Source organism: Variovorax sp. P2_H12 (genome assembly GCF_056403395.1).
The window spans coordinates 105,078-119,514 of the sequence record NZ_JBFUFO010000014.1 but is presented as its reverse complement, the minus strand read 5'-3'; the positions used below and the strand labels follow the sequence as shown (position 1 = coordinate 119,514).

General features: G+C 68.3%; 12 protein-coding genes. All 12 read right to left on the bottom strand.

Features of this window, described 5'->3' with window-relative positions; genetic code table 11:
* Positions 1–134: 134 nt before the first annotated feature.
* The 12 genes from AC1DYK_RS12210 to AC1DYK_RS12155 are packed head-to-tail and all read right to left on the bottom strand — an operon-like array spanning position 135 to position 14,398.
* Positions 135–884, bottom strand: coding sequence for an ABC transporter ATP-binding protein (locus AC1DYK_RS12210; RefSeq protein WP_478166540.1), 750 nt, complete (start codon positions 882–884; stop codon positions 135–137).
* The gene (locus AC1DYK_RS12205) at positions 872–1,738 is read right to left on the bottom strand and encodes an ABC transporter ATP-binding protein (protein ID WP_478166539.1); all 867 of its coding nucleotides are present in this window, start codon (positions 1,736–1,738) and stop codon (positions 872–874) included. Before AC1DYK_RS12205 ends, AC1DYK_RS12210 begins: the two co-directional genes overlap by 13 nt.
* 7 nt (positions 1,739–1,745) lie before the next feature.
* Positions 1,746–2,651 carry an ABC transporter permease gene (locus AC1DYK_RS12200; RefSeq protein WP_478166538.1) on the bottom strand — a complete coding sequence of 302 codons (906 nt, stop codon included), beginning with the start codon at positions 2,649–2,651 and terminating at the stop codon, positions 1,746–1,748.
* On the bottom strand, positions 2,648–3,745 hold the full coding sequence (locus tag AC1DYK_RS12195; protein ID WP_478166558.1) for an ABC transporter permease: 1,098 nt from the start codon (positions 3,743–3,745) through the stop codon (positions 2,648–2,650). Before AC1DYK_RS12195 ends, AC1DYK_RS12200 begins: the two co-directional genes overlap by 4 nt.
* Before the next feature lie 11 nt (positions 3,746–3,756).
* Entirely contained in the window at positions 3,757–5,352 is a 1,596-nt protein-coding gene (locus AC1DYK_RS12190; RefSeq protein WP_478166537.1) for an ABC transporter substrate-binding protein, read from the bottom strand.
* Positions 5,353–5,391: 39 nt separating this feature from the next.
* Positions 5,392–6,822, bottom strand: coding sequence for an NAD-dependent succinate-semialdehyde dehydrogenase (locus AC1DYK_RS12185; protein ID WP_478166536.1), 1,431 nt, complete (start codon positions 6,820–6,822; stop codon positions 5,392–5,394).
* An 18-nt stretch (positions 6,823–6,840) separates the two neighbouring features.
* Entirely contained in the window at positions 6,841–8,481 is a 1,641-nt protein-coding gene (locus AC1DYK_RS12180; RefSeq protein WP_478166535.1) for an ABC transporter ATP-binding protein, read from the bottom strand.
* Positions 8,478–9,320: an ABC transporter permease gene (locus AC1DYK_RS12175; RefSeq protein WP_478166534.1), complete on the bottom strand. Its 843-nt coding sequence runs from the start codon at positions 9,318–9,320 to the stop codon at positions 8,478–8,480. Before AC1DYK_RS12175 ends, AC1DYK_RS12180 begins: the two co-directional genes overlap by 4 nt.
* Positions 9,317–10,294 (bottom strand): ABC transporter permease, encoded by a 978-nt coding sequence (locus tag AC1DYK_RS12170; RefSeq protein ID WP_478166533.1) that lies wholly within the window; start codon positions 10,292–10,294, stop codon positions 9,317–9,319. Before AC1DYK_RS12170 ends, AC1DYK_RS12175 begins: the two co-directional genes overlap by 4 nt.
* A 38-nt stretch (positions 10,295–10,332) precedes the next feature.
* Positions 10,333–11,913, bottom strand: coding sequence for an ABC transporter substrate-binding protein (locus AC1DYK_RS12165; protein WP_478166532.1), 1,581 nt, complete (start codon positions 11,911–11,913; stop codon positions 10,333–10,335).
* Positions 11,914–11,935: 22 nt separating this feature from the next.
* The gene (locus AC1DYK_RS12160) at positions 11,936–13,318 is read right to left on the bottom strand and encodes an aminotransferase (RefSeq protein ID WP_478166531.1); all 1,383 of its coding nucleotides are present in this window, start codon (positions 13,316–13,318) and stop codon (positions 11,936–11,938) included.
* A 39-nt stretch (positions 13,319–13,357) separates the two neighbouring features.
* Entirely contained in the window at positions 13,358–14,398 is a 1,041-nt protein-coding gene (locus AC1DYK_RS12155) for a histone deacetylase family protein (protein WP_478166530.1), read from the bottom strand.
* Positions 14,399–14,437 lie beyond the last annotated feature (39 nt).

Here is a 14,437-nt window from a genome sequence, read left to right as displayed (position 1 = left end):
CGTGGAGGACGGATACGGGTACATAAAAGAGAGGGACGAGGTGTTCTTCCGCAGCGGATCGATCCTAGGTATTTCCAAAATGAAAAACAAATGTTCTATTATGTGGAACTCTGGATGACCGCCCGAGAAGGCTTTCAGTGCGCGCCTGCGGCCGCCATGAGTTCACGCGCCTCGTCGGAGCGCACCCGGCCGGCGACCAGGTCGGCGCGCGTCAGCACCTCGACAAACCGGCCGCCGACCATGAAGGCGATGTGATCGCACATGTGGGCGACGACGTGCAGGTCATGGCTGACCATCACGAAGGCCTGCTGCAGTTCGCGCCGCAGCCGCGACAACAGGTTCAGCACCTCGGCCTGGACCGAGACGTCGAGCGCCGAGGTCGGCTCGTCGAGCAGCAGCAGCCGCGGCGCCACCAGCAGCGCCCGCGCGATGCAAACGCGCTGGCGCTGGCCGCCCGAGAGCTGGCCCGGAAAGCGGAAGCGCACCGTCGGCGGCAGCGCCACGGTTCGCAGCGCGTCGGCGATGCGCTGCTCGTGCGCGTCCATGCCATGCACGATCAGCGGTTCGCGCAGCGCCTCGTCGATGGTGTGGGTCGGGTTGAGCGCGGCCAGCGGGTCCTGGAACACCATCTGCAGCGCCCGCCGGTCGGCCAGCGTGCGGCGCGGACCGATCGACCGCCCCATGACGGCGACTCGCCCCTGCCAGTCGGGATCGATGCCGGCGATGGCGCGCAGGATGGTGCTCTTGCCGCAGCCCGACTCGCCGACGATGCCGAGGCTGCCGCCCACCGGCACCGAGAAGGAGACACCCGAGACCACGGTCGAGGCGCCGCGCCGGATCACGAGGTCCGAGACATCGAGCGCCGTCGGATTCAATTCAGCCATGCGGGGTCCCTGTTCAAGACCGAAAGCTCCTCGCCGGGATGTTCCAGCGAGGGCCGGCAGGCCATCAGGCCGCGCGTGTACGGATGCGTCGCCGCCAGCGCCATGCCGCCCGCCGGCAGCTCCTCCATCACGCGCCCCGCGTACATCACGATGACGCGGTCCGCGTAGCCGGCCACGAGGTCGAGGTCGTGGCTGATCAGGATCAGCCCCATGCCGCGCAGCCGAACCTGCTCGTCGATCAGCGCCAGCATGTGGTGCCGCACCACGGCGTCGAGCGCCGAAGTGGCCTCGTCGGCGATCAGCAGGTCGGGCTCGGCCGACAGCATCATGGCCAGCATCGCGCGTTGCGCCATGCCACCCGACACCTGGTGCGGATAGAGATCCACCACACGGCCGGGCTCGCGGATGTGGACCTCGGCCAGCAGCTCACGCACGCGCCGCTGCACGCCCAGCCGCGGCCCCTTGCCGTGCAGCCGGAGCATCTCGGCCAGTTGCTGGCCGATGGTCATCAGCGGGTCCAGGCCTTGCCGCGGGTCCTGCACCACCATGCCGATGCGCCGTCCGCGCAACTGGCGCAGACTGCGGGCGTCAAGCCCCAGCAGGTTGCGGCCGTCGAGCGCCATGCGGTCGGCGCTGACGGTCGCGCTGGCGGGCAGCAGGCCCAGCAGCGCGCGGAAGGTAATGGATTTTCCGGAGCCCGATTCGCCGACCACGGCAAGCCGTTCGCGACCCATGCGCAGGCTCACGCCGCGCACGGCCTCGCTGCGCCCCTGTGGCGTGGCGAAGGCGATGCGCAGGTTGTCGATCTCGAGCAGTGGAACGCCGCCGGCGTCGCGATTCGTCGTCGATGTCATGCGGTCCTCATTTCACGCCGGGATCGACGACGTCGCGCAACGCGTCGCCGAGAAAGTTGAAGCCCAGGCTCAGCGCCAGGATCAGCAGCCCCGGCAGCGTCGACACCCACCAGGCTTCGAACACGATGGCGCGCCCTTCGGCGACCATGGCGCCCCACTCGGGCGCAGGCGGCGGCAGGCCGAGCCCCAGGAAGCCCAGGCCCGAGGTGATCAGCACGATGCCCGGAGCGTCCAGTGCCGCGCGGACCACGGCCGAGGGCAGGCACAGCGGCAGCGCATGGCGCAGCAGGAGCCGCAGGCGCGAGACGCCGAGCGCGCGGGCCGCCTGGATAAATTCCGCCTGGCGCACCGCCGCGACTTCGGCCCGGGCGACCCGCGCGTAGGGCGGCCATCCGGTCAGCGCGATCGCGATCACGGCGGTCCACAGGCCGGTGCTCAGCGTGGCTGCGACCGCGATCGCGAGGATCAACCGCGGGAACGCCATGAAGACGTCGGCGATGCGCATCAGCACGGCATCGACCCAGCCGCCCCACAAGCCCGCCGCGGCACCGATCAGCAACCCCGCGGGAACGCTGGCCAGCAGCACCAGCGCGACGATGGCCAGCGTCGGCTGGGCGCCGAACACAAGCCGGGAAAGGATGTCTCGGCCCAGCGTGTCGGTCCCGAGCCAATGGCCCGCCGACGGTGCGAGCAGGCGCTCGCCGAGCGACTGCGCGGAGGGGTCGGCCAGCGGCAGCACCGAGGCGCAAAGCGCGATCGCGGTGATCAGGCCGACGATCGCAAGGCCGGCGAGCCCGATCGGATGGGCGGCGAGACGGCGCAGCCATCGATAGGCCGCGCCGAGGCGCGCCTGGGTGCGGGTCGTCGGCGTGTCCGACGCCAGCCAGCGAACGGATGCACTGAGATGGCTCATGAATGACGCGTCCTCGGGTCGAGCGCCGACTGGATCAGCTCGGCCGTGATGTTGATCAACATGAAGATGAGCCCGACCAGCAAGGTGGCGGTGAGCACCGCGGGAATGTCGGCGGCAAACAGCGAATCGGTGATGTACATGCCGAGCCCCGGCCAGGCGAAGACGGTCTCGGTGAGCACCGCCCCTTCGAGCAGGTAGGCATAGGTCAGCGCGACCACCGAGAGAATCGGTCCGGCCGCGTTGCGCAGCGAGTGGCGCCACAGGATCGCGCCTTCGCTGAGTCCCTTGAGGCGCAGCACCGTCGTGTAGTCCTGCCGCAACTGCCACAGCAGAAAGCTGCGCGTCATGCGCGTCACGTAGCCCAGCGCCACCAGACCCAGCAGGCCGGCCGGCAGCATGATGTGCGAGAACGCGTTGCCGAAGGCCTCCCACTCGCCGGCCAGCGCGGTGTCGACCAGCATCAGGTGCGTCACGGCCGGTACCGAGTAGCGATAGGCGACGTCGAGCCGCCCGGGCCCGGCGACCCAGCCGAGGTTGGCGTAGAACACCAGCAGGCCCACGATCCCGAGCCAGAAGATCGGCACCGAGTGGCCGGCGAGCGATGCGATGCGCGCGATGTGGTCCGGCAACCGGCCCGCGTAGCGGGCGCACAGCACGCCCAGCGGGATCCCCAGCAGCACGCCGATCACGATGGCCAGCGTCGCCAGCTCGAAGGTGGCCGGGAAGTAGCGCAGGATGTCTTCCGCGATCGGATTGCCGGTCACCAGCGACTTGCCGAAATTGCCGCGCAGCATGTCGCCGACGAACAGCGCGAACTGCTCGGTGACCGGCCGATGCAGCCCCATCTCGCGGAACACGCGGTCGTACAGCTCCTGCGGCGCGCGGTCGCCGACGATGCGCAGCACCGGGTCGGTCGGCAGCACCCGGCCGAGCACGAAGGTCACCAGCAGCAGGCCGGCCAGCGTGATCGCCGCCGTCAGCAGGGTCGACACGAGCCAACGGGCCCTTCGGCGCCACACGAGCGCCGCCGGTCGTGCCGCGGCCTTCGGTGCCGCGACGGCACCATCGGGGCCGTCGACCAAAGGCGCCGTCATCTCGGCCTTGCTCATCGTTTTTCGATGACCTGGTAGGCGGTGGAGTCGAAAGTCACGGCGCCGCCATAGCGCTGAACGTTGCCGCGCATCGCGATCGGCTCGACCTTCTGCGCCATGAAGACGAACGGCGAGTCATCGCGCACCACGCGCTGCAGTTCGCCGTAGCGCTGCATGCGTGCCGCCGCATGGACCTCGTGCGAGGCTTCCTCGGTCTTGGCGGTCAACTGCGGGATCAGCCAGCGGCTGCGCCAGGCCGCGTTCTTGTTCGCGACGCCGTCGGCGTTGTCGGTGTTGCGCGTGAAGAACTCGATGGTCGAGCTGGGGTCGGAATAGTCCGGCGCCCAGACGAAGACGATCATGTCGTGGCGACGTTCGCGGTAGCGGGTCAGCACCTGCGACGGCTCTGCCACCCGCAGGTCGAGCTTGATGCCGGCCTGGCCGAAGGTCGACTGCAGCGACTGCGCGATCTCCCGGTAGGGACTGGCGGCCATCGCATCGACCGAAATGCTGAAGCCGTCCGCGAGGCCGGCCTTGGCGAGCAGCGCCTTGGCCTTCGCGACGTCGAGCTTGTAGGGCTGCTCGGGCAAGGCGCCGGCGACGCCCGCGGCAACGGGCGACTGGTTGACCTTGTACTGGCCGCGGAACAGCTGGTTGGCGATGCCCTCGTAGTCGACCAGCCAGCGCACCGCCTGCCACACCTCGGGCCTGGCCAGGTTCGGGTTGGCCTGGTTCAGGGCCAGGTAGTACACGGTGCCGCGCGGCACCTGCAGCACCTTCAGCTCCGGCTTGGAGGCCAGGGCCTGGATCTGGTCCGGGTTCAGGTCCGCCGCCACGTCGACATCGCCCTTCTCGAGCAGCAGCCGCTGGGCGGCCGGCTCGGACACGTGGCGCACGATGACGCGCTTGATCTTCGGCGCGGTACCGCCCGCGTAGCCCGGGAAGGCCTCGAGCACCACCGCGTCCTTGGCCTTCCACTCCACCAGCTTGTAGGGGCCGGCGCCGGCCGAACGGGTCCTGAGCCAGGCGTTGCCGAGATCGCCGTTCTGCTCGTTGGCCAGGACCAGCTTCTTATCGACCACCGAGGCGATCGCGGCGCTCAGCGCGCTCAGCATCAGGTCGGGCGCATAGGGCTGGCTGAAGGTCAGCACCAGCTTGTCTCCGTCGGCCCGTACGTGCTGTTCGACGTTGTCCTTCGACCAGCCGAACTGGCGCAGGATGATCGACGGCGGCTTGCCCAGCTGCACGCCACGGCGCAGCGAGAACGCCGCGTCCTCGGCCGTCACCGGGCTGCCGGACTGGAACTTGAGGCCCGGCCTGATCTTGAACACGATCTGCTTGCCGTCGGGCGCGGCCTCCCAGCTCTCGGCCACGCCAGGCACGATCTTCGCGAAGTCGAGCGGGTCGTGCTGCACCAGCCGCAGGTACAGGTTGTTCAGCGTGTCGCCCGAGGCGATCTCGAAGGCCTCCTGCGGGTCCAGCGACAGAAAGGCGCTGATGTCGCGCGCGATCACCAGCGTGTCCGCGGGCGTGGCGGCCTGCGCGCCGCCCAGCGTCATCAGCGCCGAGAAGACGGCGGTCCCGAGGGCGTTCTTCATGGAGAAGTTCATGAGTTTCCTTGTGGAGGGAGAAGCGAAGCGCACGGACGGTCAGTCCATCTGCGTGACGAACTTGGTGACGAGGTAGCCGTCGAAGGTTTCGGTGCCACCCTCGCTGCCCATGCCGCTGTCCTTGATGCCGCCGAAGGGCATCTCGGGCAGTCCCTGGCCGAAATGGTTGATGTTGACCATCCCGGCTTCGATGCCGTTCTGGATCCGCAACGCGCTCTTGCTGGAGGTGGTGAAGGCATAGGACGAGAGCCCGTAGGGCAGGCTGTTGGCGCGCCGGATGGCCTCGTCGAGTTCCTTGAACGGCACGCAGGCCGCGACCGGCCCGAAGGGCTCCGACTGCATGATCAGCGCGTCGTCGGGCGGTGCGACGATGACCGTGGGTGCGAAGAAGTTTCCGATCTCGCCGATGCGCTCGCCGCCGACCTCGATGCGTGCGCCGCGCTCGGCCGCGTCCTGCACGAAATCGGTCATCGCAGCGACCCGCCGGGCGTGCGCCAGCGGGCCCATGGTGGTGCCGGCCTCGATGCCGGCACCGACCTTGATGCCGCGGCTGGCTTCGGTGAAGCGCGCCATGAACCGGTCCCAGGCCTTCTCCTGGATGTAGAAGCGCGTCGGCGAGACGCAGACCTGGCCGGCGTTGGTGAACTTGAAGGCGGCCAGCATGGCGGCCGCGCGTTCGATCTCGGCGTCGTCGCAGACGATCACCGGCGAATGGCCGCCGAGCTCCATCGTGATGCGCTTCATGTGGCTGCCGGCCAGGGCCGCAAGCTGCTTGCCCACCGGCACCGAGCCGGTGAACGACACCTTGCGCACGATCGGCGACGCGATCAGGTACTCGGAGACTTCGTGCGGCACGCCCCAGACGATGTTCAGTACGCCCGACGGCAGGCCGGCCTCGTGGAACAGGCGCGCGATCGCCACCACCGCGCTCGGCGAATCCTCGGGGCCCTTCAGGATGATGGTGCAGCCCGCGGCGATCGCCGCCGCGATCTTGCGGATGGCCTGGTTGTAGGGGAAGTTCCAGGGCGTGAAGGCGACGCAGACGCCGATCGGCTCCCGCAGCACGAACTGCCGAACATTGGGCAGGCGCGGCGGAATCACGCGCCCGTAGATGCGACGGCCTTCCTCGGCATGCCAGTCGCAGTGGTCGGCGCAGCGCATCACTTCACCGACCGCCTCGGCCAGCGGCTTGCCCTGGTCGAGCGTGATGTTGCGGCCGATCTCCTTGGCCCGCGCGCGGCTCAACTCGCCGACCTTGCGCAGGATCGCGCCCTTGTCCATCGGCGACACCGAGCGCCAGCTCTCGAAGGCGCGCTGCGCTGCCGCCAGCGCGCGGTCGAGATCGCCCCGCGTGGCATGCGGCAGGCGGCCGATCTCCCGGCCCGTGGCGGGATCGAAGACCGGCTGGTCACGGCGCCCGCCGCCGCGGATGAATTCGCCGTCGATGTAAAGGGAAAGCTCTTCGTACATGGGATCTCCTTGGGTGTGTCAGGCCACGGCGCGTTCGGCGCTGTCCATGCGCTGCTCCCAGGCCTGCCCCGGCATGGCCTCGAACAGGCTTCGCGTGTAGGGATGCGTGGGCGCGCGCGCGATGGCCTCGACCGTGCCGGTCTCGACGATGCGGCCCTTGTGCATGACGGCGATGCGGTCGCAGATCTGGCTGGCGACGCGCAGGTCGTGCGTGATGAACAGCATCGACAGCCCGAGCTTTGCGCGCACCTCGCGCAGCAGTGTCAGCACCTGCTGCTGCACCGAAACGTCGAGCGCCGACACGGCCTCGTCGGCCACGATCAGGCGCGGCTGCATCACCAATGCACGCGCGATCCCGATACGCTGCCGCTGGCCGCCGCTGAACTCGTGCGGAAAGCGCTCGGCCGCCGCCGGGTCGAGGCCGACCAGGCGCAGCACCTCGTCCATGCGGCGCACCGCCTCGGACGGAGCGACGCCGCTCAGGATCACGTTCTCGGTGATGATGCGGCGCACGCGATGGCGCGGGTTGAGCGATGCGAACGGGTCCTGGAAGATCATCTGGATCTGCGGCCGCAGCGCCGCCAGCGCGCGACCGCGCAACCCTTCGACGGCCTGGCCGCCGAAGCGCAGGCTGCCGCTCTCGATGTCGAGCAGCCGCATGACGCAGTGCCCGAGCGTGGTCTTGCCGGAGCCCGACTCTCCGATCAGGCCCACCGTCTCGCCCTGCCCGATCGTCAGGCTCACCCGATCGAGGGCCAGCGTGCGGCCGCGCGCCCCGAACAGGCCGACGCCGCGCGCACGATAGCTCTTGCTGACGGCATCGATCTCGAGCAGAGGCGCCGGTGCATTCGAGGCCACCTCGGCGCCGGCACGCAGCCTCGGCACGGCATCGATCAGCCGCCGTGTGTAGAGGTGGCGCGGGCGCTGCAGCACCTGTTCGGCACTGCCGCTCTCGACCACGCGGCCTTGCTGCATCACCACGACCTGGTCGGCGATGTCGGCCACCACGCCGAAGTCGTGCGTGATGAACAACACGCCGAGGCCGTGGCGTTGCTGCAGGCGCCGGATCAGCGCCAGGATCTGGGCCTGGGTCGTGACGTCGAGCGCGGTGGTCGGCTCGTCGGCGATCAGCAGTTGCGGCTCGAGCGCCATCGCCATCGCGATCAGGATGCGCTGGCGCTGGCCGCCCGAAAGCTGGAACGGATAGCGGTGGCGCAGCGCCTCGGGATCGGGCAGGCTCATCTCGGTCATCAGCTCCACGACGCGCCGGCTGCGCTCGCCCGCATCGCTGCGGCCATGCACCAGCAGCGCCTCGTCGATCTGGTCGCCGACGGTCATGACCGGGTTAAGCGCCGTCATCGGCTCCTGGAAGATCATCGCGATGCGCGACCCGCGCAGCCTGCGCATCGCATCGGTGTCCAGCGCCAGCAGATCCTGGCCATCGAGCGCGATGCCGCCGCCGGCCACCCGCAGCACATTGCGCGGCAGCAGACGCATGACCGCATTGGCCATTACCGACTTGCCCGATCCCGACTCGCCAACCACGCACACGGTCTGTCCGCGTTGAACGTCGAGCGACACTTCGTGCACGGCGTAGCTGCGTTCGCTGCCTTCGGGCAGTGCGACGCTGAGCCCTCGAATCTCCAGCAGAGCGCTCATGCACCGCCTCCCGCAGACCGCCGCCGCGGGCTCAGCGCCTGGTTCAGCGCATCGCCGAGGAAGTTGAGCCCGAGCACCGTCACGAAGATCGCGGCCCCGGGCAGCGCCGACAGCCACCAGCTCTGCAGCAGCGTGGTCCGGCCGGCGCCGATCATGAAGCCCCAGGTGATCATGCGGCGATCGCCCAGGCCCAGGAAGCTGATCGCCGATTCGAGAAGGATCGCGGTCGCCATCATCAACGAGGCCGCGACCACGATCGGCGACAGCGTGTTGGGCAGTATCTGCTGGAACAGGATGCGCAGGTCCGATTGCCCGCCGAGCACCGCGGCCTTGACGAAATCGCGCGTGCGCATCGAAAGGAACTCGGCCCGCACCAGCCGCGCCACGGACGGCCACGAGATGATGCCGATCGCGAACACGATCGAGTACAGCGACGGCCCGAAGATCGCCACCATCAAGAGCGCGAGCAGGAAACCCGGGATGGTCTGGAAGATCTCGGTGAAGCGCATGGCCAGGTCGTCGACCACGCCGCCGTAGTAGCCCGCCACGGCGCCGAGCAGCGTGCCCACGCCGACCGCGATCACGGTGGCGATGATGCCGATCAGCAGCGACACGCGCGCGCCGTGCGCAACGCCCGCGGCCACGTCACGGCCGAGCATGTCGGTGCCGAACAGATAGCCGGGGCTCAGCGGCGGCAGGTTGGGATCGGCCACCATGGCCCACGGATCGCCCGGATAGAGCCAATCGGCACCGACGGCCAGTGCCAGGATGGCGCCGAGCATCAGGCAGCCGGCGAGGCCCGCGGGTTGCTTGAGGAAGCGCATGAGGAGGTCTTTCATCTCTGCAGTTCGATGCGGGGGTCGGCCAGGCTGTAGAGCAGATCCGCCACCAGGTTGAAGACGACCACCATCACCGAGCTGACGAAGAACACCGCCAGCAGCAGGTTGTAGTCGCGCTGGAACAGAGCGTCGAAGGCCAGGCGGCCGATGCCGGGCCAGGCGAAGACGGTCTCGACCAGCACCGAGCCGCCCAGGATGTGGCCGGCCTGCAGCGAGACGAAGGTGATCACCGGCAGGATCGCGTTGCGCAGGATGTGGCGGCGCCAGATGCGGCCCTCGGGCACGCCCTTGGCGCGGGCGGTCTTGACGAAGTCCTGGTCCATGACCTCCATCGCCGCGGCACGCGTGACGCGGGTGTAGACCGCGACATAGAACAACCCCAGCGTGACCGCCGGCATCAGCAGGTGCCGGCCGGTGTCGACCCAGGCGCGCCAACCCTCGAGGTCGGCGCCCACGGTGCTCATGCCGTAGGGAGGCAGCCAGCCCAGCTTGACCGAGAACAGCACGATCGCCAGCAGGCCGAACCAGAACAACGGCATCGCGAAGAACACCAGCGAGCCCGCGGTGATCAGCGCATCGAGCACCGAGCCCGCGCGCCGCGCGGCCGCGATGCCCAATCCGATGCCGACCGCGATCGAGAATACGAAGGCACTCAAGGTCAGCAGCAATGTGGCCGGCAGCTTCTCGAGGATGATCTCCTTCACCGGCCGGTTCTCGCGGTAGGAGTTGCCGAAGTCGAAACTCAGCAGCTGCTTCATGTAGGTCAGCAGCTGCACCGGCAGGGGCTGGTCGAGCCCGTAGTCCTTGCGCACGCGCTCGACGAAGCCCGCATCGACGGCGCCGGCTTCGCCCGCCAGGATGGTGGCCGGATCGCCGGGCGCCGCGCGGATCAGCGTGAAGTTGATCGCGATGACGAACAGGATCACCAGCACGGCCTTGACGCAGCGCCGCGCGAAGAAAAGCGCGCGTTCCATCTAGGGCCTGCCGCTGCTACTGCTGATGCGCACCGGCATCATTTGTCGATCCAGACGTCGGCGAAGCTCTCGTTCATTCCCAGCCCGGTAGAGATCAGGTTCTTCACCTTGGCCCGGTACACGGTCGGCATCGCCATCTGGTGCGTCCACAGGATCGGCAGGTCTTCCGACAGCGTCTTCTGCACCTGTGAATACAGCTTGGCGCGCTCGCCGCGCTGCTGCTCGCTCTCGGCCTTGACCAGCAGCGCGTCGATTTGCGGATTGACGTAGCCGTCGACGTTGGCCGCGGTGCCGCGGTTGAGCTGGTTGGTCGAGAGGTAGGTCTGGTTGACCCCGATCGCCGGATCGCCGAGCAGGTAGACGAAGTTGTAGGCCAGGTCGAAATCGCCCGAGGACAGGCGCGAGAACCAGCCCGGCACGTCGGTCGCCACGATGTTGACCTTGATGCCGACCGCACCGAGCCGCTCGCGCGTGTACTCGGCCAGCCGCTGCCAGGTCTCGCCGTACGGCAGCGGCAGCAGGCGCAGCTCGACGCGCGTGCCGTCGGCGCCCGGCTTCAGGCCCATCGCGTCGAGCAGGGCGCGGGCCTTGGCGGGGTCGTAGGCATAGCGGGTCTCGACCGACGCATCCTTGAAGCCGTAGCTGTTGGTGAACGGCCCGTTCACCGGCTCGCCGAAGGTCGAGAAGATGTTCTTGATGATGAACTGGCGGTCGAGCGCGTAGGCGATCGCCTGGCGGAACCGCTTGTCGTCGATCGGCTTGTTGCGCAGGTTCATGTTCAGGAAGCCCATCGGCTCGAGAAACTCCCAGCCGGCCTTGGACAGCCCTACGCCGGGCGCTGCAGCCAGTCGCGCGATCTCGAAGTTCTCGACATCGCCAGCCCGGATCGCGTCGACCTTGCCGCTCTCGAAAGCGATCGATCGGCCGACCGCATCGGGCACCACGTGGAAGTACAGGGTATCCAGATGCGGCTTGCCCTTGTCCCAGTATTCGGGGTTCTTCACCAGCCGGATATAGGCGCCGCGGCGCCACTCGCCGAGCTTGAATGGACCGGTGCCGACGATCGTGTTGTTGACCTGGGTGGTGCGGTAGTCGGCCACGCCCTCGTACAGGTGGCGCGGCATGACCGTGCCGCCGGTGGCCTCGAAGATGTACACGAAGGCCGGGTACGGCTTCTTGAGCTTGAACACCACGGTGCCGGGGTCGGGCGCGGCGATCGATTCGACCTGCTCCATGATCAGCTTGGTCCGCGCGAAGGTCGCCGGCAGGTACTTCGTGAAGCTGAACACCACGTCGTCCGCCGTGAAGGGCTTGCCGTCGTGCCACTTCACGTTCGGCCGCAGCTTGAAGGTGTAGGTCTTGCCGTCAGGCGCAATCGTCCACGACTCGGCCAGCCGCGGGATCGGCTCCAGCTTGGGCGACAGCGAGATCAGGCCCTCGTAGATCTTGCTGCCGACGAACGAACTCGGGCCCAGTTTGGCATTGCCCAGGTTGATGCCCGGGGGCTCGGGCTGCACGATCAGGTTCAGCGTGCCGCCCGGCTTCGGTGCCTGGGCTTGCGCGCCGGCCATGGCCAGGGCGCAGCCGAACACGAAGGCGATTTTCCGGATGCGTTTCATGGTGCGTTCTCCGGTGTCGCGCTCAGATGAGCTTGTTCTCGCGCGCATGCCGGTGCGCGTCGTCGAGTGCGCGTGCGAAACCATCGACCAGTTCGTCGAGGTGCGCGCGCTCGGCGATCAGCGGCGGGCACAACGCGACGCAGTTGGCGATCGCGCGCACGATCACGCCGTATTCCATGGCCCGGGCCTGGATCCACGCGCCCATGCCGGCGACGGGCTCGAAGGGCTTCTTGCCCGCCTTGTCGGCAACGATCTCCACCGCAGCCAGCAACCCGGCGCCGCGCACCTGGCCGACCAGCGGATGGTCCGCGAGCGCATTCAGCCGACCGAACAGATGCGGCGACATTTCGCGCACGTGACCGACGATGTCTCGGTCGCGATAGATGTTGAGCGTCTCGAGCGCCACCGCCGCGGCGACCGGATGGGCCGCGTAGGTCAGGCCGTGGGCGAAGGCGCCGTGCTTGCGGCTGCCGGCCTTCATCGCGTCGTGGATCGCATCGGTCAGCAGCAGGCCCGAGATCGGCTGGTAGGCGCCCGACAGGCCCTTGGCCACCGTCATCATGTCCGGCCGCAGGTCGTAGGTCTCGGCCCCGAACATGTTGCCGGTGCGGCCGAAGCCGGTGATGACTTCGTCGACGATGAACAGCACGTCGTGCTTCTTCAGGATCGCCTGCACGCGCTCGAAGTAGCCGGCCGGCGGCACGATCACGCCGCCGGACCCGTTGACCGGCTCGGCGATGAACGCGGCCACGGTCTCCGGCCCTTCGCGCAGGATCATCTGCTCGAGGTTGTCCGTGATGCGCCGGGTGAAATCGGCCTCGGATTCGCCGGGCAGGCCGAAGTGGTAGTGGCTCGGGCAATCGGTGTGCAGGATGCCGGGCAGCGGCAGGTCGAAATCGCGATGCACGTGGACCAGCCCCGTGAGGCTGCCCGAGGCCACCGTCACACCGTGGTAGCCGTACAGCCGCGAGATGATCTTTTTCTTCTTGGGGCGCCCCAGCAGGTTGTTGTAGTACCAGACCAGCTTGACGGCTGCGTCATTGGCTTCGGAGCCCGAATTGGCGAACAGCACGTGGTTCAGTCCGGCGGGCGCGATCGCCGTCAGCGCCTCGGCCAGGGCGATGCCGGGCGGGTGCGAGCGATGGTTGAACAGGTGGTAGTACGGCAGCGCGTTGAGCTGGTCGATCGCGGCCTTCACCAGGCGCTTCTCGGAGAAGCCGAGCGATGCGCACCACAGGCCCGACATGCCCTCGAGGTAGCGCTTGCCATGCTCGTCATAGACATAGCAGCCCTCGCCGCGCGTGATGACCGTGGGCCCGCGTGATGCATGCGCGTCCAGGTTCGAATAGGGATGCACCACGTGGGCGATGTCCTTGTGCCAGTCGGCGCTCTCGGTATGACTCATGGTTCCTTGGCTCGCGAAGTTGGATGGGAAGAAGGGGATTCAGCGCACCGGGGCGTTGCGTGCGCGCATGAAGCCATCGAGGAAGGCGTCGAGGTTCTCGCCGAGCTTGTCGACCAGGTAGCCGCCCTCCTGCACCAGCACCACCGGGCCGCGGTAGACGCCGATGCGCTCACCCGCGGCGCGAAAGCCCTCGGTGCTGACGGCCAGGTCGGACGACGGGTCGCCCTTGAACGGATCGAAGCCCAGCGACACCAGCAGCGCGGCGGGCGCGTAGTTCAGCACCGATCGCATGCCCTGGTCGATGGCCGCCAGCCAGGCCGGATCCTCCGACTTGAGAGGCAGCGGCAGGTTCAGGTTGTGGCCCTCGCCCTCGCCTTCGCCACGCTCGTGCGCATAGCCTGCATAGAACGGGAACAGCACGTTCGGGTCGCCGTGCACCGACACGAAGTGCACATCGGCGCGTCGATAGAAGATCGACTGCGTGCCGTTGCCGTGGTGCGTGTCGATATCGACGATCGCGACCCGGCCGAGCTTGCGCGCGAGATAGTTGGCGGCGATCGCCACGTTGTTGAGATAGCAGAAGCCGCCGCCGAAATCGGCATAGGCGTGGTGTCCCGGCGGACGGCACAGCGCATAGGCCTCGCGCTCGCCTTCGAGCACCAGCCGGCTGGCTTCAAGCGCCGCTTGGGCCGAGCCCAGCGCCGCTTGCCAGGTGCCTTCGGCGATCGGGCTCGAGCCGCCCGCGAGGTAGAAGCCGACCTGGCCCTGGATGCTGCTCGGCCGCACCCGCGCGCTGTGGTGCGCGAAGGCATGCGCATGGATCAGCCTGGAGGCGTTGGGCAGTGCCTGCCAGCGCGCGTACGCGGTCTCGAGAAAGTCGAGGTAGCCCAGGTCGTGCACCGAGGAGATCCACGACCGCTCCCATTCGCCGGGCGCCACCTGCTGGTGGCCCTTCGCGAGCAGGCCCGCAAGCAAGGCGTCGGCACGCGCTGGCGATTCGAGATTCCGCACCACCGTGCCGCGCACGATGATTTCATCGGGCGCATGCAACTGGTGCGACGGCGAGAACGTGAACTTCACAAGAGACTCCTTGATGCCTGTGGTCAGCGTAGCCACGGC